This window comes from Mesorhizobium sp. M0968, from assembly GCF_040319065.1.
Lineage (GTDB): Bacteria > Pseudomonadota > Alphaproteobacteria > Rhizobiales > Rhizobiaceae > Mesorhizobium.
Map to the genome: position 1 here is coordinate 252,864 of NZ_JAMYNL010000001.1, position 26,078 is coordinate 278,941.

31 protein-coding genes are annotated in these 26,078 nt (G+C 63.1%); 20 read left to right on the plus strand and 11 right to left on the minus strand.

Going from position 1 to position 26,078, the window contains the following annotated elements; translation table 11 throughout:
* Positions 1-138 precede the first annotated feature (138 nt).
* Positions 139-318, minus strand: coding sequence for a YdcH family protein (locus NKH67_RS01335; protein WP_023678481.1), 180 nt, complete (start codon positions 316-318; stop codon positions 139-141).
* 239 nt (positions 319-557) lie between these two features.
* Between NKH67_RS01335 and NKH67_RS01340 the strand changes: the two genes are divergently transcribed.
* Entirely contained in the window at positions 558-761 is a 204-nt protein-coding gene (locus tag NKH67_RS01340; protein ID WP_023678480.1) for a YdcH family protein, read from the plus strand.
* A 52-nt stretch (positions 762-813) separates the two neighbouring features.
* Here NKH67_RS01340 and NKH67_RS01345 read toward each other — a convergent pair whose 3' ends face one another.
* Positions 814-1,599, minus strand: a complete 786-nt coding sequence (locus NKH67_RS01345; RefSeq protein ID WP_353030168.1) for an IclR family transcriptional regulator — start codon at positions 1,597-1,599, stop codon at positions 814-816.
* A gap of 146 nt (positions 1,600-1,745) precedes the next feature.
* On the opposite strand from NKH67_RS01345, the gene NKH67_RS01350 reads away from it, so the two are divergent.
* From NKH67_RS01350 to NKH67_RS01405, 12 genes are all read left to right on the plus strand, one after another.
* The gene (locus NKH67_RS01350; RefSeq protein WP_031212143.1) at positions 1,746-2,627 is read left to right on the plus strand and encodes a transporter substrate-binding protein; all 882 of its coding nucleotides are present in this window, start codon (positions 1,746-1,748) and stop codon (positions 2,625-2,627) included.
* Positions 2,628-2,693: 66 nt separating this feature from the next.
* Complete coding sequence (locus NKH67_RS01355; protein ID WP_023678477.1) at positions 2,694-3,359, plus strand: amino acid ABC transporter permease; 666 nt, start codon at positions 2,694-2,696, stop codon at positions 3,357-3,359.
* A gap of 1 nt (position 3,360) precedes the next feature.
* The gene (locus NKH67_RS01360) at positions 3,361-4,011 is read left to right on the plus strand and encodes an amino acid ABC transporter permease (protein WP_352683413.1); all 651 of its coding nucleotides are present in this window, start codon (positions 3,361-3,363) and stop codon (positions 4,009-4,011) included.
* A 4-nt stretch (positions 4,012-4,015) separates the two neighbouring features.
* Positions 4,016-4,810 (plus strand): amino acid ABC transporter ATP-binding protein, encoded by a 795-nt coding sequence (locus tag NKH67_RS01365; protein WP_352452486.1) that lies wholly within the window; start codon positions 4,016-4,018, stop codon positions 4,808-4,810.
* 34 nt (positions 4,811-4,844) lie between these two features.
* Positions 4,845-5,306 (plus strand): RidA family protein, encoded by a 462-nt coding sequence (locus NKH67_RS01370; protein WP_023678474.1) that lies wholly within the window; start codon positions 4,845-4,847, stop codon positions 5,304-5,306.
* Positions 5,307-5,329: 23 nt separating this feature from the next.
* Positions 5,330-6,535 (plus strand): aminotransferase class V-fold PLP-dependent enzyme, encoded by a 1,206-nt coding sequence (locus NKH67_RS01375; RefSeq protein WP_352683411.1) that lies wholly within the window; start codon positions 5,330-5,332, stop codon positions 6,533-6,535.
* A 165-nt stretch (positions 6,536-6,700) separates the two neighbouring features.
* Positions 6,701-7,648 (plus strand): metallophosphoesterase family protein, encoded by a 948-nt coding sequence (locus NKH67_RS01380; protein WP_353030171.1) that lies wholly within the window; start codon positions 6,701-6,703, stop codon positions 7,646-7,648.
* Positions 7,649-7,659: 11 nt separating this feature from the next.
* Positions 7,660-8,007 (plus strand): cupredoxin domain-containing protein, encoded by a 348-nt coding sequence (locus tag NKH67_RS01385; RefSeq protein WP_352747649.1) that lies wholly within the window; start codon positions 7,660-7,662, stop codon positions 8,005-8,007.
* A gap of 25 nt (positions 8,008-8,032) precedes the next feature.
* Positions 8,033-8,593 carry a sigma-70 family RNA polymerase sigma factor gene (locus tag NKH67_RS01390; RefSeq protein WP_352817726.1) on the plus strand — a complete coding sequence of 187 codons (561 nt, stop codon included), beginning with the start codon at positions 8,033-8,035 and terminating at the stop codon, positions 8,591-8,593.
* Positions 8,590-9,438 carry an anti-sigma factor family protein gene (locus NKH67_RS01395; protein ID WP_353030173.1) on the plus strand — a complete coding sequence of 283 codons (849 nt, stop codon included), beginning with the start codon at positions 8,590-8,592 and terminating at the stop codon, positions 9,436-9,438. Before NKH67_RS01390 ends, NKH67_RS01395 begins: the two co-directional genes overlap by 4 nt.
* Positions 9,439-9,562: 124 nt before the next feature.
* Positions 9,563-10,060 carry a 5-(carboxyamino)imidazole ribonucleotide mutase gene (gene purE / locus NKH67_RS01400; RefSeq protein WP_023678468.1) on the plus strand — a complete coding sequence of 166 codons (498 nt, stop codon included), beginning with the start codon at positions 9,563-9,565 and terminating at the stop codon, positions 10,058-10,060.
* Positions 10,057-11,133, plus strand: a complete 1,077-nt coding sequence (locus NKH67_RS01405; RefSeq protein ID WP_352471166.1) for a 5-(carboxyamino)imidazole ribonucleotide synthase — start codon at positions 10,057-10,059, stop codon at positions 11,131-11,133. The genes purE and NKH67_RS01405 overlap by 4 nt, the downstream gene beginning before the upstream one ends.
* 92 nt (positions 11,134-11,225) lie before the next feature.
* Here the strand turns inward: NKH67_RS01405 and NKH67_RS01410 are convergent, their stop codons facing one another.
* Positions 11,226-11,648: a lysozyme inhibitor LprI family protein gene (locus NKH67_RS01410; protein ID WP_352683406.1), complete on the minus strand. Its 423-nt coding sequence runs from the start codon at positions 11,646-11,648 to the stop codon at positions 11,226-11,228.
* Between the two features lie 225 nt (positions 11,649-11,873).
* Here NKH67_RS01410 and ykgO point away from each other — a divergent pair, with 225 nt between their 5' ends.
* Positions 11,874-11,999 (plus strand): type B 50S ribosomal protein L36, encoded by a 126-nt coding sequence (gene ykgO / locus NKH67_RS01415; protein ID WP_006327841.1) that lies wholly within the window; start codon positions 11,874-11,876, stop codon positions 11,997-11,999.
* A 94-nt stretch (positions 12,000-12,093) separates the two neighbouring features.
* The gene (locus NKH67_RS01420; RefSeq protein ID WP_352489294.1) at positions 12,094-12,693 is read left to right on the plus strand and encodes a tetratricopeptide repeat protein; all 600 of its coding nucleotides are present in this window, start codon (positions 12,094-12,096) and stop codon (positions 12,691-12,693) included.
* A 94-nt stretch (positions 12,694-12,787) separates the two neighbouring features.
* On the opposite strand, the gene NKH67_RS01425 is transcribed toward NKH67_RS01420, so the two are convergent.
* The 3 genes from NKH67_RS01425 to NKH67_RS01435 all read right to left on the minus strand — a co-directional run bounded on the left by NKH67_RS01425 (position 12,788) and on the right by NKH67_RS01435 (position 15,957).
* Positions 12,788-13,870 (minus strand): NAD(P)H-dependent flavin oxidoreductase, encoded by a 1,083-nt coding sequence (locus NKH67_RS01425; RefSeq protein WP_352683404.1) that lies wholly within the window; start codon positions 13,868-13,870, stop codon positions 12,788-12,790.
* Positions 13,871-14,083: 213 nt separating this feature from the next.
* Complete coding sequence (gene pyk, locus NKH67_RS01430; protein ID WP_352454861.1) at positions 14,084-15,514, minus strand: pyruvate kinase; 1,431 nt, start codon at positions 15,512-15,514, stop codon at positions 14,084-14,086.
* The gene (locus tag NKH67_RS01435; RefSeq protein ID WP_352489443.1) at positions 15,511-15,957 is read right to left on the minus strand and encodes a DUF1036 domain-containing protein; all 447 of its coding nucleotides are present in this window, start codon (positions 15,955-15,957) and stop codon (positions 15,511-15,513) included. Before NKH67_RS01435 ends, pyk begins: the two co-directional genes overlap by 4 nt.
* A gap of 286 nt (positions 15,958-16,243) precedes the next feature.
* On the opposite strand from NKH67_RS01435, the gene NKH67_RS01440 reads away from it, so the two are divergent.
* The 4 genes from NKH67_RS01440 (at position 16,244) to NKH67_RS01455 (ending at position 19,160) form a co-directional block, all read left to right on the plus strand.
* On the plus strand, positions 16,244-17,041 hold the full coding sequence (locus NKH67_RS01440; RefSeq protein WP_353030176.1) for an N-formylglutamate amidohydrolase: 798 nt from the start codon (positions 16,244-16,246) through the stop codon (positions 17,039-17,041).
* Between the two features lie 26 nt (positions 17,042-17,067).
* On the plus strand, positions 17,068-17,376 hold the full coding sequence (locus NKH67_RS01445; protein ID WP_292663476.1) for a DUF1244 domain-containing protein: 309 nt from the start codon (positions 17,068-17,070) through the stop codon (positions 17,374-17,376).
* Between the two features lie 78 nt (positions 17,377-17,454).
* Positions 17,455-17,832, plus strand: a complete 378-nt coding sequence (locus NKH67_RS01450) for a cupin domain-containing protein (protein WP_502893702.1) — start codon at positions 17,455-17,457, stop codon at positions 17,830-17,832.
* Positions 17,833-17,978: 146 nt separating this feature from the next.
* Positions 17,979-19,160 carry an MFS transporter gene (locus NKH67_RS01455; protein ID WP_352683400.1) on the plus strand — a complete coding sequence of 394 codons (1,182 nt, stop codon included), beginning with the start codon at positions 17,979-17,981 and terminating at the stop codon, positions 19,158-19,160.
* Here NKH67_RS01455 and NKH67_RS01460 read toward each other — a convergent pair.
* Complete coding sequence (locus tag NKH67_RS01460; protein WP_352683398.1) at positions 19,118-20,029, minus strand: LysR family transcriptional regulator; 912 nt, start codon at positions 20,027-20,029, stop codon at positions 19,118-19,120. The genes NKH67_RS01455 and NKH67_RS01460 overlap by 43 nt on opposite strands.
* Before the next feature lie 93 nt (positions 20,030-20,122).
* Between NKH67_RS01460 and NKH67_RS01465 the strand changes: the two genes are divergently transcribed.
* Positions 20,123-21,082 (plus strand): SDR family oxidoreductase, encoded by a 960-nt coding sequence (locus NKH67_RS01465; protein ID WP_353030179.1) that lies wholly within the window; start codon positions 20,123-20,125, stop codon positions 21,080-21,082.
* 65 nt (positions 21,083-21,147) lie between these two features.
* Here the strand turns inward: NKH67_RS01465 and NKH67_RS01470 are convergent, their stop codons facing one another.
* The 4 genes from NKH67_RS01470 to NKH67_RS01485 all read right to left on the minus strand — a co-directional run bounded on the left by NKH67_RS01470 (position 21,148) and on the right by NKH67_RS01485 (position 26,062).
* Positions 21,148-21,306: a DUF3309 family protein gene (locus NKH67_RS01470; RefSeq protein WP_023678456.1), complete on the minus strand. Its 159-nt coding sequence runs from the start codon at positions 21,304-21,306 to the stop codon at positions 21,148-21,150.
* Between the two features lie 99 nt (positions 21,307-21,405).
* Positions 21,406-24,582: an efflux RND transporter permease subunit gene (locus NKH67_RS01475; RefSeq protein ID WP_352683394.1), complete on the minus strand. Its 3,177-nt coding sequence runs from the start codon at positions 24,580-24,582 to the stop codon at positions 21,406-21,408.
* A 2-nt stretch (positions 24,583-24,584) separates the two neighbouring features.
* Positions 24,585-25,796 carry an efflux RND transporter periplasmic adaptor subunit gene (locus tag NKH67_RS01480; RefSeq protein ID WP_352683392.1) on the minus strand — a complete coding sequence of 404 codons (1,212 nt, stop codon included), beginning with the start codon at positions 25,794-25,796 and terminating at the stop codon, positions 24,585-24,587.
* A 122-nt stretch (positions 25,797-25,918) separates the two neighbouring features.
* Positions 25,919-26,062 carry a hypothetical protein gene (locus NKH67_RS01485; RefSeq protein ID WP_352452504.1) on the minus strand — a complete coding sequence of 48 codons (144 nt, stop codon included), beginning with the start codon at positions 26,060-26,062 and terminating at the stop codon, positions 25,919-25,921.
* Between the last annotated feature and the right edge of the window lie 16 nt (positions 26,063-26,078).

Consider the following 26,078-nt stretch of genomic DNA (forward strand, 5'->3'; position numbering starts at 1 on the left):
GGCGACTGGCGCGCAGGCCCCAGCAAATCGGAAATGACAAGACGGCAGCTTGCCGCAAATCCACGAGCGTTTCCGGCAGCATAGCGATGCCACCGGAAAGATCGCGCGCCGGGCGGCGCTTCTAGTCCTGGAAGGGCTTCAGTGCGTCGTCGGTTTCGCCTTCAGTTTTTCAATCTCGTCCTTGAGCGCCAGCTTGCGCCGCTTGAGATTCACGATTTCGAGGTCGTCTACCGACGGATGGGTCATCGCATCGTCGATTTCCCGTTCGATGTCGCCGTGTTTCCGCTGCAGCTCATCAAGATGGGATGCAAGAGACATGATTGGTTCTCCCTTTCATGGTTTCCTCGGATTGCAGCCGTCATGGCACGTCCACCGCAGGCTCGCTTCTGTGACGGCATAATGACAGTGTGCCACCATCGCGCACCGATGTCGAATGCTGCGTGGTAGCATTCCACGCCAATATGAAATGTGATATGGGCTGCGCGCCGGTGCAAGAAGCCCCGGTCCCGCCCAATCAGGCCCATAGTTTGGGCGCCGCAGACGTGCAGACGGTAAAAATGTCCGATCAGGAACAGGCAGATATCCGCCTCGAATATTCCCGGCTGAAGCAGGAACACGCCGATTTCGACGCGGCCATCAATGCGATGATCGCCATGAATTGCGACCCGCTGCAGATCCAGCGCATGAAGAAAAAGAAGCTTTTCCTGAAGGACAGGCTGATGGCGCTGGAAGACAAGATCATTCCAGACATTATTGCTTGAACGAACGCCATTGCTTGAACGAACGCCGGCGCCGGCCTGCTGGAAAGGCGGCCTATGCCACGATCGAAAGCCGTGCGGCGCGCTCGCGCAACAACGCTATCAGGTCGTCGGTCTTTTCGGTCGAGGTATCGATCGGAACCACCAGGCACATCGTCGCCTCGACCCTGCCCGGCGCTGAAAAGACCGGCGCGGCCAGGCATTTCGTGTAGGCATCGACAAGGCCGGAGGTGACGCAGTAGCCGGCCGACTTGGCGACGGCGATGTCGTCTATGAAATCGTCGAGTTGCAATCTGCGGCCGTCCGGCAGCACGAGATCGTCCTCGGAGACCATATCCTCGATCGCTGCCCTGTCGAAGCCGGCGAGGAGCAGTCGCCCGGAAGCTGTCCAGGGGAGCGGTATTTGCAGACCGGTCGCCGAGCTGATCCGGAATGGCCTCGTTCCCGGGCTTGAATGGACGATGGTGTAGCGGCCGCTTTGCAGCATGCACAACTCCGAGGTCTCGCCGGTCTCGCGTGACAGATGGTCGACTTCCTGGCGCCCTCGCCTGAGCAGGTCGTTGCCCCGCACATAGTCCATTCCGTAGAGATAGAGCTTCTTTCCGAAATAAACCCGATTGCCGTCTCCGGCCATTTCCAGCAGACCTGCGTCGACCAGCGAGCGCACAAGCGTATAAGTCGTCGAACGCGGCGCGTTTACCCCCTTGGCAAGATCGCCGATGCCGATCGCGCGCTGGGTCGCGTGAAGAAACTCCAAAATCTGGAGGACCCGGTTGAGGCCCTTCTCCCGAGAAGCCGAGTTCTTGTCTTCGTCCAGACCGGCGTCCGGTCGAGCGGCCAAGGCATTACCTTCTTGCATTATCGATCCCTGATGTTAATCTGTCTTGTACAGAGTACAGGCGTCTCTTGTAAGGGACAATGACGTCAGTTGCAACCGATGCCTGTACTGCTGGTCCAAAGGGGAACTCAACACGAAAGGAGGTCGCCGTGAACGACACATCCAAAAGGCGTGAATTTCTGAAACTGGGAATGGCCGGGCTTGCAACGGCCGGAGTGATGAGCGCCGCTACCGCGGTCGACGTTCAGAAAGCGGCGGCCCAGGCAGCGCCGGACAGCCTGCTGCGCACCGTCCTCGAGCGCGGCAAGGTGATCGTCGGCACCGGCAGTACCAATGCGCCCTGGCATTTCGAGAACGACGCCGGCGAACTGGTGGGCATGGACATCACCATGGGTCGCATTCTCGCCAAGGGGCTTTTCGACGATCCGACCAAAGTGGAATTCGTCATGCAGGATCCGGCTCAGCGCATTCCGAACGTGACCACCAACAAGGTCGACATCACCATCCAGTTCATGACCATGACCGCCCAGCGCTCGCAGCTGATCCACTTCTCCCGACCCTACTACGTCGAAGGCATCGCCTTGCTGACCCTTCCGAACGCCGAAAACAAGACCTTCGACAAGCTGCTTGCCGGCGGTTCGGCGACGCGGATTTCCATCCTGCAAAATGTCGATGCCGAGGCTAACGTGCATATCGTCCTGCCGGAGTCGCAGGTGATGCAGATAGACACGCAGGCCAACGTGCTGCAGGCCCTGGAATCGAAGCGCGTCGACGCCGCCGCGGTCGACCTGTCAACGGTGCGCTGGCTCGCCTCGCGCAACCCGGACAAATACTTCGATGCCGGCAAGAGCTGGTTCTCGATGCTTTATGGTGCCGCGCTGCGGCAGGGCGACCTCGACTGGCTGACCTTCGTCAACCAGACCTTCACCATCGCCATGTTCGGCCATGAAACGGCACTCTACGACGCTGCGTTCAAGGATTATTTCGGACAGGAGCCGCCGGCGCGCCATCCCGGTTTCCCGGTCATTTGATGCAAGCAGGCGGAAGGACAACGTCCTTCCGCCTTCTCTCATCACAGCCCTCCATGACGAGGACGCATGGGTTATACTCTCAACTTCAACCTTATCTGGCGGCATTTCGACAAGCTCTGGGGCGGACTGCTGTTAAGCCTCGAACTGGCCGTCATCTCGATCGCGATCGGCATCGTCATCGGGCTCGTTCTGGCGGTCTGGTACGTGTCGGCCGGACGTGCGGTGCGGACCATCATCGCGGGGTATGTCGAGTTCATCCGCAACGTGCCGCTGATCCTGCTCGTCTATCTGGTCTTCTACGGCTTGCCGACGGTGGTCGACATTGCCTACAGCGCGCAAACCTCATTCATTGCCACGCTGTCGCTCTACAGCGGCGCCTACCTGGTCGAGGTGTTTCGCTCGGGGCTCGAGGCGGTGCCGCGCGGTCAGCTCGACGCCGGCAAGGCAATCGGCCTGACACCATGGCAAAGGCTGCTCGATGTGCGCCTGCCGACGATGCTGCGCATAACCCTGCCGGCGCTTTCCAACACATTCATATCGCTCTTCAAGGATACGTCCGTGGCGTCGGTCATCTCGGTACCCGAACTCACCTATGGCGCCCAGTGGATCAACTTCAACACGTTCCGCATTGTCGAAGTCTATCTGGTGGTGACGGCAATGTACCTGTTGACCGGCTACACGCTGCTTTTCGCGCTGCGGCTCGTCGAGCGCCGGTTCAAGGCGGCGCGCTGACATGCTGAGCCAGATCATCTACGCCTTGCCGTTCCTCGCCGAAGGCTTTGCCGTAACCTTGTGGGTGTCGCTGCTGGTCGTGGTGTTATCGCTCATCGCCGGCGTGCTGATGGGTGTCGGCCTTGTCTACGGTCCTTCTCCGCTGCGCTGGGCAGTGCGCATCTTCAGCGACACCATCCGCGGCATTCCGATCCTGGTGCTGATCTTCTTCGTCTACTACGGCCTGCCCGCGGTGGGGCTGCATCTGGAATCCTTTTGGGCGGCCGTGTTCGCCCTCACCCTCTTCAAGACCGCACAGGTGGTCGAATATCTCAGGGGCGCCGTTGGCTCGATTCCCAAGGGTCAGTCCGAGGCGGCGATGGCGATCGGACTGACCTTTCGCCAGCGGCTGGCCTACGTCATTTTTCCGCAGGCGTTCAGGCGTTTCCTGCCACCCTGGATCAATGGCGTCACCGACGCGGTAAAGGGTAGCGCGCTGGTCTCGCTGCTCGGCATCACCGACCTCATGCAGGCTATCAACCAGGTCATCGGCCGCACCTATGAGGCGATGCCGCTCTACATTCTCGGTGCGCTCGTCTACTTCGCCGTCAACTACGCCCTCTCCTTGGCCAGCCGGCGCCTGGAGCGGCGTTTCTCCTTCATCCGGGAATAGCACGATGTCCAATGCCTCGCACCAGAATCCGGCACTTCTCGATGTCACCGAGGTTTCCAAAGCCTTTGGATCCGTCGAGGTCCTGCGCTCCGTCAGCCTGCAAGTGACACGCGGCGAGGTCGTGACTGTCATCGGCCCCTCCGGCAGCGGCAAGACCACGCTGCTGCGCTGCGTCAACTTCCTGGAGAGCTACGACAGCGGCTCGATCCGTATCGACGGCAAAGAAGTCGGCTATCGCGAGACGGGAACGCGCCAGCGACGCAGCGAGCGCGACCTGGCGGCGATGCGAGCCGAGACCGGAATGGTGTTCCAGAGCTTCAATCTGTTTCCGCATTTGACTGCGGCCGGCAACATCATGCTTGGCCTGCGCAAGGTGCGCGGCAAGAGCAATGCCGAGGCCCGCACCATTGCCGAGCACTGGCTCGGCCGCGTAGGCCTCGCCCACAAAGCCGACAGTCTGCCGGCCGAGCTTTCCGGTGGCCAGCAGCAGCGCGTCGGCATCGCCCGCGCCGTGGCGATGGAGCCGAAGATATTGCTTCTCGACGAGATAACCTCGGCGCTCGACCCCGAATTGGTTGGCGAGGTGCTCGAGGTCGTGCGCAGCCTCGCCGAAGACGGCATGACGATGCTGATGGTCACGCATGAAATGGCTTTTGCGCGCGACGCATCGAGCCGCATCGTTTTCATGGCGGATGGCGGCGTCAGTGCCGTCGGACCACCCGCCGAGATTCTGGCGGCGGGGTTCGGCAATGAACGCCTTCGCAGTTTCCTGGCGCGGTTTCGCGCCTCACATTTTTGACATCGGACGGCGAAAGCTGTCGCAAGGAGCTTTCATGACGCCTTACATCCGGCTCGCGGAATTGGGCCTGACACTGCCCGAGCCGCCGAAGCCCATCGCCAACTTCGTCACCTATGCCGAGAGCGGACGGCTGATCTTCCTCTCCGGCCAGGGGCCGTTGCGCGCCGATGGCGCGCTCTGCACCGGCAAGGTCGGAGAGGATGTCAGCGTTGAAGAGGCCTACGGGCATGCGCGTCTGACCGGCCTGAACCTGCTCGCCGTCATGCATGCGGCGGCCGGCGACCTCGGCCGCATCGTGCGCGTCGTCAAGCTGCTTGGCTTTGTCAATGCGACGCCGACATTCAGCGAGCATCCCAAGGTGGTGAACGGCTGTTCCGATCTTTTCGCGGCCGTCTTTGATACGCTTGGCGGACATGCCCGTTCGGCGATCGGTGTCGGCTCGCTGCCGGGCAACATCACAGTTGAAATCGAGGCGGTCGTCGAGATCGCCGCCTGAAATCTTAAACAGGATCTACAGAGATGACGACCTATGCCGCTGACCGTTCCAACACGACAATCCGCGAACGGCTTGGCCTTCGCCCAATCATCAATGTCTCCGGCACGATGACGGCACTCGGTGCTTCGATCATCGTGCCAGAAGCGATTGCCGCAATGTCGGAAATGGCCTCGCAATGGGTCGAGATGGACGATCTGCAGCGCGCCGCAAGTAGGGTGATTGCACGCCTTACCGGCGGCGAGGCCGGCTTCATCACCGCATGCTGCGCCAGCGGCATAACAATGGCGATTGCCGGCGCGATGACCGGGACCAGCCTTCTTGCGATCGAGCGGCTGCCGGACGACACCGAGGGCCTCAAATCGGAGGTCATCGTTCAGCTTGGTCACATCGTCAATTATGGCGCGCCGATCGACCAGTCGATCCGGCTTGCCGGAGCCAAGGCAGTGCCTGCCGGCACGGTCAGCGTCACCCAGGATTATCATGCTGCCGAGGCGATCCGGGACCGGACCGCGGCAGCCCTCTACGTCGTTGCGCACCACACCGTGCAATACGGCATGCTCTCGCTTGAGGAGTTCTGCGAGATTTGCCACGCCAAGGGCGTGCCGGTGATCGTCGACGCCGCCTCGGAATACGATTTGCGTGGCTTTCTGGCGCGCGGCGCCGACATTGTTGTCTACAGCGGGCACAAATTTCTCTCAGGGCCGACAAGCGGCATCGTTGCCGGCCGCAAGGATCTGGTACGGGCCGCCTATCTCCAGAACCGCGGCGTTGCGCGCGCCATGAAGGTCGGCAAGGAGAGCATTGCCGGCACCATGGCGGCCCTGGAAGCCTGGGAGCGGCGCGACCATGCCGGCATTCGCCAGCGGGAAGAAGCCGCACTGCATCTGTGGCAAGCCGCATTGCAGGGCCTGCCTGGCATCGAGGCACGTATCATTCCAGATCCGACCGGAAATCCTCTCGACCGCCTGCAGGTGTTCGTTGCGCCGGAAAGCCGCTTCACCGCCGCCGGCCTCGCCTCGGCGCTTGCGGCGGGTTCACCGCCCGTGATCGTGCGCAACCACGAGGTCGAGCGCGGTCACTTCTTCCTTGATCCGTGCAATCTCCATCCCGGCGAGGCGGAGATCGTTGCCGAACGCCTGCGGGCGGTGTTGAGTGCTGCCGATCGGCCCGCGGATGCGATGAAACCCGCTCGCAAGCAGTCCGCCGGAGCGCTGCGCTGGCCGGACTAGACATCGCCAGAGCGTGGTCGAGCCAGTGCCTTCCAGCACCGGCTTCGCATCGGGCCAGTGCGCCATCACGGCAGTGTGAATGAACTTTTAGTCTTCGGGCGGAATAAACCACCCCGCCCATTGGTCTCCCAAACAGACGCCATTTCCGGCGTGCAGGAGACCGGTATGACCCACCACCACGACAATGAAGCTGACGGCATCAGCCGCCGTCATGCACTGGAATGCATGATCTGGGCCGGCACGGGAGTGCTGTGGACAATTTCGGCCGGCGTGCCGGTTTCGCTCAGCCTGCTCGGTGCGTCACAAGCCGCCGAGGCCTTGGCCACCGGCTTCACTTTCCTCCAGATCTCCGACAGCCACATCGGCTTCGACAAGGCTGCCAACCCGCACGCCATCGACACGCTGAAGGAGGCGATCGGCAAGATCCAGGCGTTGCCGCAAAAGCCCGCTTTCATGATCCACACCGGCGACATCACCCATTTGTCGAAAGTCGCGCAGTTCGACAACGCTGCCCAGATCATCGGCGGCGCAGGCTTCGACGTGCATTATGTGCCCGGTGAGCACGACCTGATCGATGACGGCAATGGCCAGGCCTATCTCGACCGCTACGGCAAGGGCACCAAGGGCGCCGGCTGGTATTCGTTTGACCAGAACGGCGTCCATTTCATCGGGCTGGTCAACGTCGTCAACCTGAAGGCTGGCGGGCTGGGCAATCTCGGCGCCGACCAGTTGGCATGGTTGGCCGATGATCTGAAGGCGGTCACCGCCTCGACGCCAATCGTCGTCTTTGCCCACATCCCGCTATGGGCTGTTTATCCCGAATGGGGCTGGGGCACCGACGACGCGGCGCAGGCCTTGGCCCTGCTCAAGCGCTTCGGCTCTGTCACCGTACTCAACGGCCATATCCACCAGATCATGCAGAAGGTCGAAGGCAACGTTACCTTTCATACCGCGCGCTCGACCGCTTTCCCGCAACCGGCGCCGGGCACCGCAGCCTCACCCGGGCCGATGACGGTACCTGCCGGCCAGTTGCGCAGCCTGCTCGGCACAAGCAGCGTGACAGTCACGCAAGGCGGGCAGGACCTCGCCATCATCGACAGCACGCTGGCCTGAGGGGAAATGCGATGATCCGCTTCCCATCCCGCGTCTTGGTCGTATCCCCTGTCACGTTCGGTTTGGCGGCGATCCTGACAATGGTTGCCATGCCACTGAACGCAGCAGACCAGCCAATGGTCAAGATCGAGAACTTTGCCTTCACACCGGCGGTGCTGACGGTAAAGCAGGGCACTACCGTGACCTTCGAGAATGACGACGACATCCCGCATCTGGTGGTCGCCAACGATGCCTCGTTTCGCTCCAAGGCGCTTGACACCGGTGACACATATGCCTTCACCTTCACCAAAGTGGGCGACTATGCCTATTTCTGCGGGCTTCACCCGCACATGCAGGGCAGGATCACCGTCGCTCCGTGAGGATTTTCGGAAGGTTCTGCCCGGGATGCCGGGCGATGCGACGGTGTTGAACCAAGAGGCCGCGACCGAGCGCTTTCGCGAGGTGGTTCTGCCCCATCTCGCCGATGCGCTTGCGCTTGCCCGCTGGCTGACCGGCAACGCCGCCGACGCGGAGGATGTGGTGCAGGAGGCCTGTTTGAAGGCGCATGCGGGCATCGCCGGCTATGCCGGCGGCAATGCGCGCGCCTGGCTGCTGGCGATCGTGCGCAACGCCTCTTACTCCTGGCTGGCGCGCAACCGGCCGCGCAGTATCGTCGCCGTCGGCGACCTGAGCGACCTCGATGACATGACGGCTGCATATGGCGCCGGCCTGCCGGATACGGATAGTCCTGAGGCAAGCCTGATCGCCAAGGCCGACACGGCCGCACTCGAGGCGGCGATCGCCGCGCTGCCGCACCAATTTCGCGAGACTGTGGTGCTGCGCGACATCAACGGCCTCAGCTATCGCGAGATCGCGACGCTGCTTGGCGTGCCGCTAGGCACGGTGATGTCGCGACTGGCGAGGGCGCGCGGTCTGCTGATATCCCAACTTGGGAGGGCGCCATGAGCGCGCACAACGATGGACTGCCCGATGACCCGGCGGGCGTGGAGCTGATGATCCATGCCTTGGTCGATGGCGAGCTCGACGCAGCAGCAGCATTGGCTGTCGAGCGACGCATCGCGGCCGATCCGGCGCTCGCCGCCGAGCATGCCCGCATCGCTGCGCTGCAGTCCGCTGTCGGCAGGCTGGCGCTGCCACAGGTCAGCGACGCCCTCAATGCGCGCATCGCGGCGATCGGCGCGACTGGCGAGGCACAGGATCGGCCGGCGCCGACGCGGCCGCAGCAAACCGTGCCAACCCACATGCGGCCAACCCAAACGCGGCCGGGCCGCTTCGGCGCGTTCGACTGGCGCGCAATGGCGGCATCGATCCTCGTCACCGCCGTGCTGGCCAGCGGCGCGACGCAATGGGTGACGCTCAGCGGGGCGCCCGACAGCTTTGCAACGGCGGTCGCCAGCGGCCACCGCCGCAGCCTGCTGGCCGCCAGCCCGGTGGACGTCGTCTCGTCGGACAGGCATACGGTCAAACCCTGGCTCGATGGCAGGGTCGGCCTGTCGCCGCCTGCGCCAGACCTTGCCAATGACGGCTTCGCGTTGCTCGGCGGCCGGGTCGAGGTGATCGCCGACCAGCCAGTGCCGGCACTGGTCTACAGGCACCGCGAGCACCTGATCACTCTCGTCGCCGCGCCCGAGGAAACCGGCTCGACAGCCGGACCGGTCGATCTTTCTGCTGGTGGCTTCTCGCTGGTCCACTGGAGCGACAGCGCTTTTTCCTACTGGGCGATTTCCGATGTCGAACGGCCTGAACTTGACGACTTCGTCAACCGCTTCCGAGCAGCGGCCACCCGATGACAGACCGCTCCTGTGCATGTGCGCAGCCACGGAGACGACACAAGCGGCTTTGCCGTTTCCGGCCATCCTTGCGGCTCCCCTCGATTTCAGCTAATGCGCGCTTTTGCCGCCGGAGAGCTGAAGCTTGGACGATCACCGCGCCGACGTCGCCATCATCATGGGCAGCCAGTCCGACTGGGCGACGATGCGCCACGCCGCCGAAACGCTTGAGGCGCTTGGAATTCCGCACAAGCGCCTGATCGTCTCGGCCCACCGCACGCCCGACCGGCTCTATGATTTCGCCAAGGGCGCCAAGGCGGCCGGCTACAAGGTGATCATCGCCGGTGCCGGCGGTGCGGCGCATCTGCCCGGCATGACGGCGGCGATGACGCCGCTGCCGGTGTTCGGCGTGCCGGTGGAATCAAAGACGCTGTCGGGCCAGGACTCGCTGCTATCAATCGTGCAGATGCCGGCCGGCATTCCGGTCGGCACTTTGGCCATCGGCAAGGCCGGCGCCGCCAACGCTGCCCTTCTGGCCGCCGCGGTGCTGGCGCTGAGCGACGAAAAGCTCGCCGCCCGGCTGGATAGCTGGCGCGCCGCGCAGACCGCCAAGGTGGCCGCCGAGCCCACGGACGCGCCGTGAGCCTGCCGGCGGGATCGAGCATCGGCATCATCGGCGGCGGCCAGCTTGGCCGCATGCTGGCGATGGCCGCGGCCCGCCTCGGCTACCGCATCGTCGTGCTGGAGCCGCAGCCGGATTGCCCGGCGGCACAGGTCGCCAACCGGCAGATCGTCGCCGCCTATGACGACGCGGCCGCGCTTAGCGAGCTGGCTGCGGCCAGTGCCGTCGTTACTTATGAATTCGAGAACGTACCGGTCGCGGCGGCCGCGGCACTTGCCTCTACGGTGCCGGTCTATCCGCCGGCACGCGCACTGGAAGTGGCGCAGGACCGGCTGGCGGAAAAGAAATTCCTCAACGGCATCGGCATACCGACCGCGGATTTCAGCCCCGTCGACAATGACGAGGAACTGACGGCTGCGCTGAAACAGTTCAACGGCAGCGGAATATTGAAGACGCGCCGCATGGGCTATGACGGCAAGGGCCAGCGTGTCTTCCGCAACATGGAAACAGGCGGCTTTGCCGGCACTTGCGAGGCGATGGGCAACGTGCCGTTGATCCTGGAATCCTTCGTCACCTTCGAGCGCGAGATTTCGGTGATCGCCGCGCGCGGCAGCGACGGCTCGCTCGCCGCCTACGATCCAGCGTGGAATGTCCATCGCAACGGTATTCTTCACAGCTCGACGCTGCCGGGCGGAGTAAAATCCGAGACGGCGGCTGCGGCTCAAACGGCGGCGGCAGAGATCCTTGCAGCGCTCGACTATGTCGGCGTCATCGGCGTCGAATTCTTTGTCCTTGCCGACGGTTCGCTGTTGGCCAACGAGATAGCGCCGCGCGTCCACAATTCCGGCCACTGGACGGAGGCCGCCTGCACCATCTCGCAATTCGAGCAGCACATCCGCGCCGTCGCCGGCCTGCCGCTGGGAAATCCCGCCCGGCAGTTCGACTGCGTCATGGAAAACCTGATCGGCGACGATGTCAGGCGCGTTCCTGAGCTGCTCGCCGAGCCCGATCTGATGCTGCACCTCTATGGCAAGGCCGAGGCGCGGCCCGGCCGCAAGATGGGCCATTTTACGCGCGTGAGCCGCCGCAGCTAGAGCATGATCCCGAACCGAAGGTCCGCGCTAGCGAAAAGTGGAATCCGGTTTTCGGAAAAGATCATGCTCAAACACAAAGTTAGAACCTACGCTTACTGGATTTCGCCGCTCTCGTCCTCGTCGGGGCTGGCGCAGCTAACATCGCCTTCCGCGCAGGTCGAATCGGCGGTGAGCTGCTTGGTGCGATCGTCGGTCAGCCGCGTCAGGCATTCCGATATCAGCATCGGATAGATAGAGCCGCCTTCGCTGTCCGCGGCCGAATAGCTGCATTCCGCGTCGCGAAAAGCGATCCAGGCGCGCTGCGCCGTCTGCAACAGCTTCCTGGCTTTTGCGTCAGTTCCGCCGATGAGATCCTGGTAGGCCTTGTTGAGCTTGGCGTCGGCGGATTTGTAGTCCGTGTCGGCGCAGATGTTCATCATCTGCTGGCTGTCGTCGTTGCGGTCGCATTCCTGCGCATAGGCAACAGAACCTGCCGCGAGGACGACAAGACAGGCGGACACAAGAATTCGGCGCATGACGATCTCCAATTCGCAACCGCATCATTCCAGCCGTCTCAAGCCTGCGCAACGCCAGTGACGGATATTTGATGATACGAAACGGTCCGTATCGTTTAGGCAACGCGCTTGCGGTTGACACGGGCAACGCTCCTCGTCTATGAGCCACGCACAGTTCAAAGGCGCGTCTGTGGGCGCGCCTTAATAATTCGGCCCGTGACCGGGCCCAGACCGACGGGCAAGACCATGAAAATCAAGAATTCGCTCAAGGCGTTGAAGGCGCGTCACCGCGACAACCAGCTGGTTCGTCGCAAGGGCCGCGTCTACATCATCAACAAGACCGCGCCGCGCTACAAGGCGCGCCAGGGTTGAGTTTTCGACGGAGGCTGCGCGCCTCCGTTCGCATGATACGACTCTCACGCTAAATTCAGTTTGACGATCCGGCGTCGGGGGCTAGATTCCCGCGATGCGGATTCTTTTTGCATTTTTCACGGCCTTCCTCGTTTCCGGCGCTGTCTCGCTGCCGGCGTGGGCTGAAGATCCGACCACAACTCCGCCGGCAGCACCTCCGGTCGTCAAGACGAAACAGGCGCGGCTCGATCAGCTGTTTGCCGATCTCAAGCGCGAACGCAATGAAAAGGCGGCCGAGCGCATCGCCGGACGGATCGGCAGCGAGTGGTCCCAGTCGGGCAGCGCCTCTATCGACCTGATGATGCAATGGTCGCAGAAGGCGATCGAAAACCAGAAATTCGATGTTGCACTCGATTTCCTCGATCAGGTTGTGACTTTGCAGCCGACCTATGCGGAAGGCTGGAACCGGCGCGCGACTGTTCATTTCATGATGAAGAACTACGGGAAGTCGATGGCGGACATCGACCGCACCCTGCAGCTCGAACCACGCCATTTCGGCGCGCTTTCGGGCCTGGCTCAGATCATGGCCGAAACCGGCCACAAGCAGTCGGCACTTGAGGCCTGGCAGCGCGTGCTCGGCATCTACCCAATGATGCGCAGCGCCCAGGACCAGGTCGCCGCACTTTCCGAGGAGCTTGCCGGCGAAGGCATTTGAGACCAGTAAGGGAGTAGGGGAGTAAGGGAGTAAGGGACTATGTGAGAGGTGCAGATTGCACTGTGGAACACATGCGCCCTACTCTCCTACTCCCCTACTCCCCTACTCCCCTATAGGCCCGATCTATGCCGTTTGCTTCCGTGACGAGTTTCTCCACAAGGGCGGCGGCCGGCATCTCCCGCAGCTTCGCAACGCCCTGCCCGGCCCAAATAGGCAAAAAGTCAGCCCGCTTGCTTTCATCCTTTGCCATCGAAAGCGGCATGACCAGACTCGCCTGTAGCGGAAACGCCAACACTGCATCTTCCTCACCAGCCATTTCCATCACAAACCGGTTGCGCACCACGCGCGCTGGGCGGCCAGTGAAGCAGCGAGTCACCGACGTGCTCTCGTCGTTGGCCGAGCGCAATGCTGCGCGATAGACTGGCTGCACATTGGCTTCAGGACAGGCCAGGAAAGCCGTGCCGATCTGCACACCAGATGCACCAAGTGCAAAGCTGGCAGCAATGCCGCGACCGTCGAAGATACCGCCGGCGGCAATTACAGGCACCCGTACGGCATCAACAATCTGCGGTACGAGTGCCATAGTGCCGGCTGTGCCGATAGCAGGGTCGCCAGTGAATGTGCCGCGATGCCCACCCGCCTCGTATCCCTGGGCGATAATGGCGTCCACCCCTCCTGCCTCAAGCTGGCGCGCTTCCGAGACGGTGGTGGCCGAACACAAGACAGTACAGCCGGCCGCCTTCAACTGCTGCACAATTGCGGTGTCGGGTAGACCGAAGTGGAAGCTGACCACCTTGGGGCGCAGCTCGAGCACAATTTCGAGACGCTCACGATCGAAGGTGGGGAAGGGCTCGCCCGGCTCGGGCACCGGTCCGAGGCCGACCTCCTCATAGGAGCCGCGAAGGCGGTCTCGCATACTTTGGGCTGCCGCATCATCGTGTATCGGCGCCGGGTGCGCAAAGAAGTTGACGTTGATCGGACGATTGGTGGCGTGCTGTGTCGCCGTGAGCTGCTCGCGGATAGCCGCCGCAGGCAGAATGCCGCATCCGAGCGAGCCAAGCGCCCCGGCATTGCTGACTGTCGCCGCCAGTTCCGGCGTGGTGATGCCGCTCATCGGCGCCTGGATTATCGGGTGCTCAATGCCGAGGAGTTCCAGAAGATCAGTGCGCATCCACATTGGATCACCCTCCTCTTTCTCCCAGGAGAGATTACCTTAACTGACTTCCAGCTCAAGATCGGATAGGGCCTTCGAACCGCTTCACGGCCGGCCACAGGCTGATGCAAGCTGGCGGAGTTCGGCGTTGATCGCAGCCCAACTGCCGTCGATGCACCGGGCCGCCGCGTTTACGACGCGCCATGCAGCCGGCCTATCCGGCAGCCGCGGCCGACATTAGCGGCCGACTTCCGATCCGACATAGGCGATGCGCAGCATGTTGGTCGAGCCCGGCGTCCTCAACGGCACGCCGGCCGTGATGATGACGCGGTCGCCCGGCTTGCCGAAACCTTCATCGAAGGCGATGCGGCAGGCGCGGTCGACCATGTCGTCGAGGTCGCTGGCGTCGGGGGAAACGACACAATGCGTGCCCCACAACAGCGACAGCCGCCGCGCCGTGTTGAGGATCGGCGACAGCGCCACGATCGGCACTTGCGGCCGCTCGCGCGCGGCGCGCAAGCCGGTCGTGCCGGACGCGGTATAGGTGATGATCGCCGACAGCTTCAACGTCTCGGCTATTTCGCGGGCGGCGAGCGAGATCGCGTCGGCTCCGGTCGCTTCCGGTTCCGAGCGTTGCGCGTTGATAATGCCGGCATAGGTCGGGTCGGTTTCGACCTTGGTGGCGATCCGGTTCATCATCGCCACCGCCTCGACCGGATAGGCGCCGGCGGCGGACTCCGCCGAAAGCATGATCGCGTCGGCGCCTTCAAACACGGCGATCGACACGTCCGACACCTCGGCCCGCGTCGGCACCGGCGCGGTGATCATCGATTCCAGCATCTGCGTGGCGACCACCACCGGCTTGCCGGCACGGCGCGCGGCACGGGTGATCTGCTTCTGAATGCCAGGCACGGCTTCGAGAGGCATCTCGACGCCGAGATCGCCGCGGGCGACCATCAGCGCATCCGAAAGCTCGATGATCTCGGCCAGCCGGGCGACGGCCTGCGGCTTTTCGATCTTGGCCATGATCAGCGCCCGGCCGCGTGCGATCTTGCGCGCTTCGGCCAGGTCCTCGGGCCGCTGCACGAAGGACAGCGCCACCCAGTCGACGCCGGTCGCCAGAACCGCGTCGAGATCCCGGCGGTCCTTTTCCGTCAGCGCGCCGACCGGCAGGTCGGTGTCGGGCAGGCTGACGCCCTTCTTGTCGGAAATGGTGGTGCCGGCGACGACGGTGCAGACGATCGCCTTGCCGTTGCTGCTGACCGCCTTGAGCTCGAGCTTGCCGTCGTCGATCAGCAGGCGATGACCAGCCTCGACCGAACGCAGGATTTCGGGATGCGGCAGGTAGACCCTCGTCGAATTGCCGGGCTCGGGATTGTCGTCGAGCGTGAAGGTCTGACCGACGGTCAGCACCTCTTTGCCGTTGGCGAACTTGCCGACGCGCAGCTTTGGCCCTTGCAGGTCGGCGAGAACGCCGATCGGCCGGCCGACCGCCTCCTCGACGGCACGAATGCGGCCGACAAGCGTCCGCATCAATTCATGGTCGGTGTGGCTCATATTAATGCGGAACACGTCGGCGCCGGCTTCGAACAGCTTCTTCAGCATCTCCTCGGACGAGGAGGCCGGACCGATGGTGGCGAGGATCTTGACCTTGCGGCTGCGTCTCATTGACTGTTTGTTCCCGGGGCGGCTGGAGCGCCATCCGTTGCGGGCTCGTCAGTCAGCTGGACCATCCAGCTTGCCTGCTCGCCCGTGTCATATTCCTGGAATCCGGCGCGCTGAAAGCCCCGGGCGACGCAATCGGTAACGCCGGCGATCTTGAACTCTTTTTCGGCCACGCACATGTTGATCGGGCCATCCCAGCGTCCGCCGCGCTCGGCGTCTTCTGCATAAAGATAGTAAAACCTTGATGACAACGGTCCCTCGATCAGCGTCTTGCAGCTCGATCCTTCGATGTGCCACCAGCCTTCGGTGATCCAGCCGGCCTTGGCGCGATAGCCGATGCCGACACCGACCAGGTTCTGCGTGGCGTTGCAGACCCGGAAATCGGCCCGTGCCGGCGAGGCCGAAATCACCGCGAAAAGAGCCATGGCCGGTACCAGGAGCGGCATGGCCAAGGCGTGGCGCACACGCAGCCTGCCGGCGAAACCCATCCTGAAACCCCTCAAGAACCACATTTGCATCTCTCAACGCCCCTTTTCGGAAAAGTCCGTACGCATGTCAACGCGCCGATCTGTCCAATTCCAATCGATTTAGAAGGCTCTGGCGCGCTTGCGGTCGCCCCTGCTCAGTTTTTTGGCAGAAACCGTGGCCAAACAACGGCATTGCGCAAGCGTTCTCTTCGTGGAATGACGATACCACCCTCCCCGAAAGCCAGCGAACAGACCTTTCCCGCCAATGACCCGATCCACAGTTTTCGCGCCTTTCGATATCGTCGAAGGCGATCGCAAGCGCGGCATGGTGCTTCTGGCCGATCACGCCCGCCGCGACCTGCCGGAGGAGTATGGCAGTCTCGGCCTGCCGGCGGCGGAGTTCGACCGCCACATCGCCTACGACATCGGCGTCGAGACTGTAACCCGCGAACTCGCAAGTCTGCTCGGCGTTCCGGCCGTGCTTGCCAATTTTTCGCGACTGCTGATCGACCCCAATCGCGGCGAAGACGATCCAACGCTGATTCGTCAGCTCTATGACGGCACCATCATCCCGGGAAATTATCCCATGGCCCCGGAGGAGCGCGAAAGACGGCTGGACCGCTTTTACCGCCCCTATCATGATGCCGTCAGCGCCATGATCGCCTCTGTGGCGCGAGCATCCGCGCAGGCACCCTTCATCTTTTCGGTGCATTCCTTCACACCGACCATGCAGGGATTCGTGCGGCCGTGGCACGCCGGCATATTGTGGGACCTGGACGACCGCGTTGCGCGGCCGCTGATCGACATGTTCGCCGAGGACAAGAGCCTCATCGTCGGCGACAACGAACCCTATGACGGCGCACTGCGCGGCGATACCATGTTCAGGCACGCCATCGTCAACGGCTTTGCCCATGCGCTGCTCGAGGTCCGCCAGGACCTGATCGCCGACCGCAAGGGTGCCCTCGCCTGGGCCGAACGGCTGGCGCCGATCGTTGACGCGATAGATCGACGTGCCGATATACATGCGGTGAAAATATTCGGCTCTCGCACCGGGCCGGTATGATGAGGCCCAAGGGAGGCCAACATGACATGACCGAACTCAGCGACGAACAAAAGCGCGATTTCGAAGCCGCTGCCTTCCGCCGGCTGGTCGCGCATCTGCGCGAGCGTTCCGACGTACAGAACATCGACCTGATGAACCTCGCCGGCTTCTGCCGCAACTGCCTGTCCAACTGGTACCGCGATGCGGCGCAAGCCGAAGGTGTCGAACTCAGCAAGGAACAGTCGCGCGAGATCATCTACGGCATGCCCTATGCCGAGTGGCAGGCACTGAACCAGGTCGAAGCCTCCGACGCCAAGAAGGCCGAGTTCGAGGCAAGGCGCCCTAGGGATCACTAGGGAGGACGCCGTGCCTAAGATTGACGTTGCAAGGGCTCATCCTATCCACCGCCGTTCGATGCACCCTGTGCCGAACGCGTGCGCCAGCGGCTAGGCAACGCAGGCGGGCTCACCGACTTCGGCATCAATCTCATGCGCCTGCCGCCGGGCAACTGGTCGAGCCAGCGCCACTGGCATTCGCACGAAGACGAATTCGTCTACGTGCTTGAAGGCGAGCTGACGCTCGTCGAAGATGCCGGCGAGACGGTGCTGCGCGCCGGTGATTGCGCGGCCTTTCCGAAAGGATCAGGCAACGGCCATCACATGATCAATAAATCGGGCGCGATGGCGATCTATCTCGAAGTCGGTTCGCGCTGGCCCGACGACGTCGCCACCTGCTCCGACATCGACATGATGAGCACCAACGCTGACGGCCGGTTTGTGCACAAGGATGGCGGGCCTTATCCCGAGCCGTAGGAATTTCGGAGTGGACCGCCGAGGTGGTTGGCCGACGCGAGAGGACGTAGCGTCTGGTCCAAGCACTTTCGGCGAAGAGCGCTTGACTGCGAATTGAATCGATCTAATTTGCCGCGCAACGCCATTTCCGGACCGGATTCTACCCGATGGACGCGCAGAAAATCACGCAGATCGCGATTCGTGGACGCTGGGCAGTGGGCGGCATCTTCCTCGCCAACGGCTTCTTGACCGGCAGTTGGGCGCCGCAGATCCCGGTGTTCCTGACGCGACTCGACATTTCGAAGTTCACGCTCGGCTTGCTGATTCTGTTGTTCGGTGCCGGCGCCGTCACTGCCATGACCTGGTGCGGCCATCTGATCTCGAAGCATGGCTCGCGCACGGTGCTGCGCTGGTTCGGACTTGCCGGCAGCTTCGGCCTTTTGGTTGTGGCTCTGGCCCCCAACGTGCCCCTTGCGGCCGTCGCCATGTTCATCTTCGGCGGTTCAATCGGCGGCATGGACGTCGCCATGAATGCCAATGCAGTGGCAGTCGAACGGCGGCTGTCCCGTGCCATCATGTCGTCCTCGCACGGCTTCTGGAGCCTTGGCGGTTTCGCCGGCGGCGCTTTGGGCGGTTTCGCCATCCAGAACTACGGTCACCTCGCCCATGCGACGGTGGTGACGGCTCTTGCCTTTGCCGTCATCGCCGTAGCGGTCCGCTACCTGATCGCCGAGGACAAGCACCCAGTCGCCGAGCACCACAAATTCGCGCTGCCGGCAAACCCGCTGGTCTATCTGGTTGGGCTCATGGCGCTGCTGACAATGATCTCCGAAGGTGCGGTACTCGACTGGGCGGCGCTGTATCTCAGGCAGGAGCTCGGCGCCGATCTTGCCATCGCAGGCCTGGCCTATGCCGCCTTTTCCGGTGTCATGGCCGTCATGCGCTTCCTCGGCGATGGCGTCCGCAACCGTTTCGGTGCCGTTACGACCTTGCGCGCCTCGGCTCTTGCCGCTGCTGCCGGCATGCTGGTGGCCGGGCTGGCTCCCTCGCCTTGGCTGGCCATTGCCGCCTTTGCCTTTTGCGGCCTCGGCATTGCCAACATGGTGCCGATCATCTTTTCGGCCGGCGGCAACCAGGAGGGCATGGCGTCCGGCACCGGCATGAGCGTCGTCACCACAATGGGTTACTCAGGCATTCTGGTGGCGCCGTCGGCGATCGGCTTCATCGCCGAACACTCGAGCTTCGGCCCGATCTTCGTCGCTCTGTCCGGGCTGCTGGTCGTCGTGCTGGTGATGGCTGGGCTCGCTCACCGCGCTGAATTTGCTGCCGAGCCTGCACCGGCTGAATAGCGCTTGAACTCTTCGTAGAGGAAATCCGCGACGCGGCGGATGCGCACGCTGGTGCGCACGTCGCGATGCATGGCCAGCCACACCGGCAGCGTCGGCAGTGGGAGACCCGGCAGCACTGTCTCGACCAGCGGATCACGGTCGGCGAGCGGCTCCTGGCCAAAGCCGATGCCGTTTCCCGCCCGCACCGCTTCCCACAGCACGATCTGATTATCGGTCCTGAAGCGGAAGGCATTGTGGGCGAGCGGGACGCCGAACTGGGCAAAGCCGCGAATGATCTCGTCGCTGCGGTCGAAGCCGACCAGATCATGGCCGGCAAGATCGCGGGCCTCGCGCGGACGGCCACGCCGGTCGAGGTAGGATTTTGCCGCGCAGGCGCGGAGCGGAATGTCGGTCACCTTGCGCGCGACCAGTTCATTCTGCGCCGGCTTGACCATGCGGATGGCAATGTCGGCGTCGCGACGCAGCAGATTCTCGACCTGGTTCGAGGCGACGATCTCGACCTCGATGCCCGGCTCCTCGAACCCAAGCCTCGCTGTGATTTCCGGCAGCACATAGGCCGCCACCACTTCGCTGGCGGCAATGCGCACCGTACCCTCTATCGCCTCGACCGATCCCAGCGCCAGCAGCGAAAAGGCGCTCGCCTGCTCGCTCACCGCGCGGCCCCGTTCAAAGAGCGTGTTGCCCGCTTCCGTGAGCCCGTAGCCACGCCGCCCGCGCCGGAAGAGCGTGACACCGAGCGCCTGTTCCAGCTCGGTGATGTGGCGGCCGAGCGTCGGCTGGCTGGCGGCAAGTTTTCGCGCGGCGGCCGACAGGCTGCCGGTCTCCGCCACGGTGACGAAACTCTTGATCAGGTTCCAGTCAATATCCATTCAAAATTGAATATCATATCGCCAATCGTAGTCAATTTTCATTCGTTTGCGAAGAGACAATATTGGGGTCGTAACGCAACACGGAGACGAACAATGACCACGATCGCAATTCTCGGCACCAATGGCCGCCTCGGCCGCACGGTCGCCAAGGCCTTCCTCGATGCCGGCTACGATGTCCGTGCCATCACCCGCAGCGGCAAGGTGCCGGCCGAGCTCAAAGGCGCTATGGCGATCGCCGGCGACGCGCTCGACCGTGCTGCGCTGATCCGCGCGACCGAAGGCGTCGACATCATTTTCAACGGCCTCAACCCGCTCTACACCGACTGGAGCAAATGCCTGCCGATGGCCGAGAATGTGATGGCTGCCTGCCGGGCGAACGGCGCGCTGCATCTCTTCCCGGGCACCGTCTACAATTACGGCTCGCAGATGCCGGCGGTGATCGCCGAAGACACGCCGTTTCGCCCGACGACGGAAAAGGGCCGTATCCGCGTCGCCATGGAAGATCTGTTTCGCCGCGAGGCTGATGCAGGTCGAGTGCGCACGATCCTGCTGCGCGCTGGTGATTTCTTCGGCGGCACCGGCAGCGGATCGTGGTTCGATCTGGTTGTTGCCGCCAAGATGACCAAGGGCGTCTATACCGCCCCAGGGCCGGTCGATCTCGTGCATGAATGGGCCTATTTACCCGACCTGGCCAAGACCTTCGTCGGGCTGGCTGACAATCTCGACAAGCTCGGCTTCTACGAGGCGCTGAACTTTCCCGGCCATGCGGTGACCGACCTGCAGATCAAGGCGGCCGCGGAGAAGGCGCTCGGGCGCTCGCTGAAACTGACGTCGATGCCGTGGTGGGTGCTGCGTGCCGGCGGCCCGTTCGTGGCGATGTGGCGCGAGATCGTTTCGATGTCCTATCTCCGCTTCGAGCCGCACCGGCTGGTTTCAGGCAGGCTGGAAAGCGTTATCGGTACGATCCCGCACACGCCGCTGGAAAATGCGGTGTCGGAAGCGCTCGAGGATATCGGCATCGCCACGCTCAAGACGACGCAAAAAGCTGCCTAACAACAAACCAAAAAAGGCGGATGGCCTCACGGTCATCCGCCGCTGGTCGGGGAGGAAGGTTGCGCTCAGATCCGGCCCATCAACAGCAGCACCAGGACAACGATCAGGATGACGCCGACGATGCCGGATGGTCCGTAACCCCAGGACCGGGAATGCGGCCACGCCGGAACCGCGCCGATCAGAATAAGAATAAGAATAATGATGAGAATGGTGCTGATCGTCATCAGAAAATCCTCGCTTTGAGGTTGCAATGACGGAACAATGCAGAAGGCCGCCCATTGTTCCCGGGCGGCCTTTGCTTGATCAGGACGGCGATCCGGACTCTATTCGGCGGCCTTCGGGAAGGCGATCGCCGGTTCGGCGCCCAGATCGGCGTCCAGGCCTTTCGACGGGATTTCGGCCTTGCGACGCCCGAACAGGCGGCTGAACCAGGCCCGACGCGCACCGGGTTTGACCTTGGCGCGGGTGAATACCATCAACATCGACGGCGTCACCACCAGCGTCAGCACGGTGGCGAAGGACAGCCCGAAAACGATCGCCGAGGACAGCGAAATCCACCATTGCGTCGACGGCGCGTTGATCGTCGTCTCGTGATGAAAGATTTCGAGGCCGAGGCCGAAGGCAATCGGCAGCACGCCGAGGATCGCCGACACCGCGGTCAGCACCACCGGGCGGGCACGCTCGCGGCAGGTCTGCAGAACGGCCTCGTATTTGTCCCAGCCCTCTTCGCGCAACCGGTCATAGGTGTCGATCAGCACGATGTTGTTGTTCACCACCACCCCGGCCAGCGCGATGACACCGATGCCCGACATGACGATGCCGAATGCCTCTCCCGTCAGCAGCAGCCCGAGGAACACGCCGATCGTCGCCATGACCACGCAGGACAGCACCAGCCAGACGCTGGTGAACTTGTTGAACTGCGCCAGAAGCACGATGAAGATCAGGAAGATCGCCGCACCGAAGGCTTTGCTGAGGAAGGCACCAGCCTCTGCGCTGTCCTCATTCGAACCGGCAAGCTTCCAGCGAATGCCGCTGCCGAGGTTCATGTCGGCGACAGCTTTGGTGACCTCCTGCTGGACGGCTGCCACCTGGGCGCCGGCAGCGACGTTGGCCTGGACGACCACAGTTCGCGCGCCGTCGATGCGGTTGAGGATACCGACCGTCGGCTCCGGCTTGCGCACGACGAAGTTCGAGATCGGCACCGAGCCTTGCGCGGTCTGCACCCGCAGTTCGTCGAGCGTCGACAGCGTGCGCCGATCCTCGGGCAGGCGCAGCCTGATGTCTACCGCATCGTCGGCGCCGGCGGGCCGGTACTCGCTGAGCTTCAGCCCGTTGGTCACCAATTGCACGACCGTCCCGACCGCGGTTGGGCTGATGCCGTACTGCGCCGCCTTGGCGCGATCGACCTCGAGCGCCCAGTCGACGCCGGGCGGCGCCAGACCGTCGGAAATATCGATGACGCCGGGCACCTTGGCAATGCGCGCGGCGACGGCGCGGGCCTTGTCGTCAAGGCCCTTCGGATCGACGGCCGAAAGCCTGATCTGGATCGGCTTGCCGGTAGGCGGGCCGGCTTCCGGCACGCGAACCTCGACGTCGACACCGGGAATGCCGGCCATAACGCCGCGCAGTTCGTCCAGGATTGAGTTCGCCGATTTACGCTCGCGCCAGTCGACGAATTCGTACTGGATCACGCCAACCACGTCTTCCGGAACATCCTGGCCGCCGCCCTGCGTCTTGCCGACACGGGTATAGACAGACTTCACGCCCGGCCAACCGAGCAGCCGATTTTCCGCGGTCTTGGTGGCCGCGTCCATTTCGGCGAGCGAAAGATTGCCGCGGGCGTGGACATAGAGCAGGCCGTAGTCAGGCTCGACATTCGGGAAGAATTCGACGCCGGCGCCGAATTTCGAATAGGCGTAGCCGACGCCGAACAACAGCGCCACAGTGAGGACAAGCACGGTGATGGGATAATGCACCGCCTGCTTGACCACGGCCATGTACCAGCCGTCGCGATTGTCGTCGGGGTGATGGGCCGGCGCCTTGGCAAATATCGCGCCCAGCGTCGGCGCGAAGACCAGCGCATAGAGCATCGAGGCCGAGAGCGTCACGATCAGCGTGATCGGCATGTATTTCATGAAGTCGCCGATGATGCCCGGCCAGAACAACAGCGGCGAGAAGGCGGCAATGCGCGTCATCGTCGCCGCGATGACCGGGCCGGCCATGCGCTTGGCGGCAAGCGCGAACGCTTGCTCCTTCGGCATGCCCTCGCTCATGCGGCGCTCGGCGAATTCGGTGACGATGATGGCGTCGTCGACCAGCATGCCGACCGCCAGGATGAGGCTGAACAGCACGATCATGTTGATCGTGTAGCCCATCATTGCCAGCAACAGGATGCCGATCAGGAAGGATGATGGGATGGCCAATCCGATCAGCAGCGAGGCACGGCCAGACAGCGCGTAGAGAATGACGATGAACACCAGGATCACGGCGATCATCACGTGGTTCTGCAGGTCGCCGAGCAACTGATTCACGAAGACCGACTTGTCTTGCGTGTAGGTGACGTGCATGCCCTCCGGCATCGTCTTGATGAAGGCGTCGGACACCTCCCTGACCTTGCCAATCGTATCGATCAGGTTGGAGCCGATGCGCTTCTTCACCTCGATGGCGATCGCCGGCTTGCCGTCGAGGCGGGTGACCGTCTCGGCGTCCTTGAATGTGGAGCGGATGGTGGCAATGTCCTTGGCCTGCACCACCGCATTGGGGCCGGCGACGACCGGAAGCGCCGCCACATCCTCTGGTGTCTCGATAAGCGAGGGCACCTTGACCGCGTATTTGCCCTCGGATCCTTCGATGTTGCCGGCGGCGACAAGACTGTTGGAAGCGCCGACCGCACCGATCAACTGGTCGAGCTGCAGCCCGTAGGAAGACAGCTTCATCGGATCGATGACCACTTCGACGAGGTCGTCGCGCGCACCCTGCAGCGAGCCCTCGAGCACGCCAGGCACTTCCTCGATGCGGTCGCGCAGCTCGCGCGCCGCCGCCGTCAGCACACGCTCGGGCACCTCGCCCGACAGCGTCACGACCAGGACGGGGAACTCGGAGATGTTGACCTCGGAGACCACGGGCTCCTCAGCCGCTTGCGGCAGGTCGGCCTTGCCGTCTTGCACCTTGCTGCGCGTGTCCTGCAGCGCCGTGGCGAGATCCGTCTGTGGCTGGAATTCGACCAGCACATAACCGCCGCCCTGGAAGGCGGCCGAGCGCATCTCCTTGAGGCCTTTCAGGCTCTTCAGCTTGGCTTCCATCGGCCGCAGCAGGAGGCGCTCGGAGTCTTCCGGCGAGATGCCCTGGTAGATCAGACTGACATACATCATCGGAATCGGAACGTCGGGTTCCGCTTCCTTCGGCGTCGACTGGTAAGCGACCGCACCGGCAAGGATGAGAAAGACCAGGACCGAAATGGTCAGCCGGGCATTGCTGATTGCAAGTTTGACGATGTCCATGATTACTGCGTCCCGGCCGTCGCTTCGCCCAACAGCTTTTGAATGGTCGCCTGGTCGGCTGCGACCGGCTTGACCACTTCGCCTTCCTTCACCAGCTCCTGGCCGGCGACGATGATGCGGGCGTCGGCCGGAATGCCGCCGAGCACCAGGCCGGTCGGCGTGTCGTCGACCAGGTCGATCGGGAAGAACACGACCTCGTCGTCCTTGTCGACGGCGCGAATGCCGAGATCGCCCTTGTCGCCGAGCGTCACCACCGAGCGCGGCAGCATGACGGCGTCGGTCGGCTGGGCGCTGAGCGCAATTTCTGCCGTCATGCCGGCCGGTACGGAACCATCGGCGTTGGGGATGGCGACTTCGACGCGGAAGGTACGGGTAGCCGAAGATGCATCGCGGCTGATGTAGCGCACCGTGCCCTCGACATTCTGGCCGCTGACCAGACGCACATCGGCCTTGTCGCCGATCTTCAGATAGCCGAGATCGCGTTCGCTGACTTCGCCGCGGGCGATCACCGGATCGAGCTTCAGAATGGTCGCCACTTCGCCGCCCTGCATGACGGAACTGCCAAGCTCCACTGGCACCCGGTCGATAACGCCGTCGAAGGGCGCCTTCACCTCGTTGCGGTCGAGTTCGGCTTGCGCTGCGTCCAGTAGCGACTTGGCCAGCGTCAGGTTGGAGCGGGCTGTGTCGAGCTGCAGCTTGGGCAGATTGCCGGTTTTCATCAGCCCCAGGGCCGCAGCCAGCTCTGCCTCACGTTGCACGACAAGCTGCTTGGCATTGTCGACCGCCGAGATTTTTTCCTCGGCGGCAAGCATCAGGATCAGGTCGCCGGTCTTGACGTGCTGGCCCTGCTTGACCGGCAGCTTGTCGATGACGCCGGCGACGCGTGTCGCCAGGACGGCGCGCTTATCGGCTTCGGTCAGTCCGGAAATGCGGATAGCGCGTGCATAGGTGCGCCGCGGCGGGGTTATGACCGCGACCGTGCGCAACGGCGCCTTGGGCTGTTCCGCCTCGGCAGTCCCCGGCTTGGCAGCCCCCTGTTTGCCAGTTTGGGGCTTGCCTGCGTCGGCTGTTTTGGGCTGCTCGACCTCTCCTGCCTTGGGCTTGTTGTCGGCGGACGCGCTGCCGACGGACGAGAACTCGCCTGTCGCCATCCAGCCGGCGAAACCGATAAGCACAACAATGGCTGCAAGCTTGTGAAACCTGAATTTCGGCATCGTCATTTTTTCCAGTGCGCGGGGTTCGGCCAGGCCGCATCTTCTACTTGGGGCGCGTCGCCGATATGGGTGCGCGCGAGGCCGTATTCAAATTGCCGTGATCGGCGAAGCGCGCTTCTACCTCAAAGTTGCATCGCAATATAGTCAGAAAAGTTGATGGATTGTTGCTTTGTCCGCAAAGATGCGGCCGCAGCATCGGCTGTTGATTGCCAAAACAGCGGCATGGCAGCAAGTGTCAGGATGATTGGACAGATTGCGAATGCCATCTGCTTTGCGAAGCAG

Excerpts from the sequence above, each read along its gene's own strand:
- NKH67_RS01370 (WP_023678474.1), top strand. The coding sequence starts at position 4,845 with ATGACGCCTTACATCCGGCTCGCGGAATTGGGCCTGACACTGCCCGAG.
- pyk (WP_352454861.1), bottom strand. The coding sequence starts at position 15,514 with ATGAGACGCAGCCGCAAGGTCAAGATCCTCGCCACCATCGGTCCGGCC.
- NKH67_RS01435 (WP_352489443.1), bottom strand. The coding sequence starts at position 15,957 with ATGCCGCTCCTGGTACCGGCCATGGCTCTTTTCGCGGTGATTTCGGCC.
- NKH67_RS01365 (WP_352452486.1), top strand. The coding sequence starts at position 4,016 with ATGTCCAATGCCTCGCACCAGAATCCGGCACTTCTCGATGTCACCGAG.
- NKH67_RS01460 (WP_352683398.1), bottom strand. The coding sequence starts at position 20,029 with ATGGATATTGACTGGAACCTGATCAAGAGTTTCGTCACCGTGGCGGAG.
- NKH67_RS01375 (WP_352683411.1), top strand. The coding sequence starts at position 5,330 with ATGACGACCTATGCCGCTGACCGTTCCAACACGACAATCCGCGAACGG.
- NKH67_RS01380 (WP_353030171.1), top strand. The coding sequence starts at position 6,701 with ATGACCCACCACCACGACAATGAAGCTGACGGCATCAGCCGCCGTCAT.
- NKH67_RS01420 (WP_352489294.1), top strand. The coding sequence starts at position 12,094 with ATGCGGATTCTTTTTGCATTTTTCACGGCCTTCCTCGTTTCCGGCGCT.
- NKH67_RS01390 (WP_352817726.1), top strand. The coding sequence starts at position 8,033 with ATGCCGGGCGATGCGACGGTGTTGAACCAAGAGGCCGCGACCGAGCGC.
- NKH67_RS01410 (WP_352683406.1), bottom strand. The coding sequence starts at position 11,648 with ATGCGCCGAATTCTTGTGTCCGCCTGTCTTGTCGTCCTCGCGGCAGGT.
- NKH67_RS01480 (WP_352683392.1), bottom strand. The coding sequence starts at position 25,796 with ATGCCGAAATTCAGGTTTCACAAGCTTGCAGCCATTGTTGTGCTTATC.
- NKH67_RS01395 (WP_353030173.1), top strand. The coding sequence starts at position 8,590 with ATGAGCGCGCACAACGATGGACTGCCCGATGACCCGGCGGGCGTGGAG.
- NKH67_RS01440 (WP_353030176.1), top strand. The coding sequence starts at position 16,244 with ATGACCCGATCCACAGTTTTCGCGCCTTTCGATATCGTCGAAGGCGAT.
- NKH67_RS01360 (WP_352683413.1), top strand. The coding sequence starts at position 3,361 with ATGCTGAGCCAGATCATCTACGCCTTGCCGTTCCTCGCCGAAGGCTTT.
- NKH67_RS01465 (WP_353030179.1), top strand. The coding sequence starts at position 20,123 with ATGACCACGATCGCAATTCTCGGCACCAATGGCCGCCTCGGCCGCACG.
- NKH67_RS01425 (WP_352683404.1), bottom strand. The coding sequence starts at position 13,870 with ATGTGGATGCGCACTGATCTTCTGGAACTCCTCGGCATTGAGCACCCG.
- NKH67_RS01455 (WP_352683400.1), top strand. The coding sequence starts at position 17,979 with ATGGACGCGCAGAAAATCACGCAGATCGCGATTCGTGGACGCTGGGCA.
- NKH67_RS01355 (WP_023678477.1), top strand. The coding sequence starts at position 2,694 with ATGGGTTATACTCTCAACTTCAACCTTATCTGGCGGCATTTCGACAAG.
- NKH67_RS01445 (WP_292663476.1), top strand. The coding sequence starts at position 17,068 with ATGACCGAACTCAGCGACGAACAAAAGCGCGATTTCGAAGCCGCTGCC.
- NKH67_RS01385 (WP_352747649.1), top strand. The coding sequence starts at position 7,660 with ATGATCCGCTTCCCATCCCGCGTCTTGGTCGTATCCCCTGTCACGTTC.
- NKH67_RS01335 (WP_023678481.1), bottom strand. The coding sequence starts at position 318 with ATGTCTCTTGCATCCCATCTTGATGAGCTGCAGCGGAAACACGGCGAC.
- NKH67_RS01470 (WP_023678456.1), bottom strand. The coding sequence starts at position 21,306 with ATGACGATCAGCACCATTCTCATCATTATTCTTATTCTTATTCTGATC.
- NKH67_RS01340 (WP_023678480.1), top strand. The coding sequence starts at position 558 with ATGTCCGATCAGGAACAGGCAGATATCCGCCTCGAATATTCCCGGCTG.
- ykgO (WP_006327841.1), top strand. The coding sequence starts at position 11,874 with ATGAAAATCAAGAATTCGCTCAAGGCGTTGAAGGCGCGTCACCGCGAC.
- NKH67_RS01485 (WP_352452504.1), bottom strand. The coding sequence starts at position 26,062 with ATGGCATTCGCAATCTGTCCAATCATCCTGACACTTGCTGCCATGCCG.
- NKH67_RS01475 (WP_352683394.1), bottom strand. The coding sequence starts at position 24,582 with ATGGACATCGTCAAACTTGCAATCAGCAATGCCCGGCTGACCATTTCG.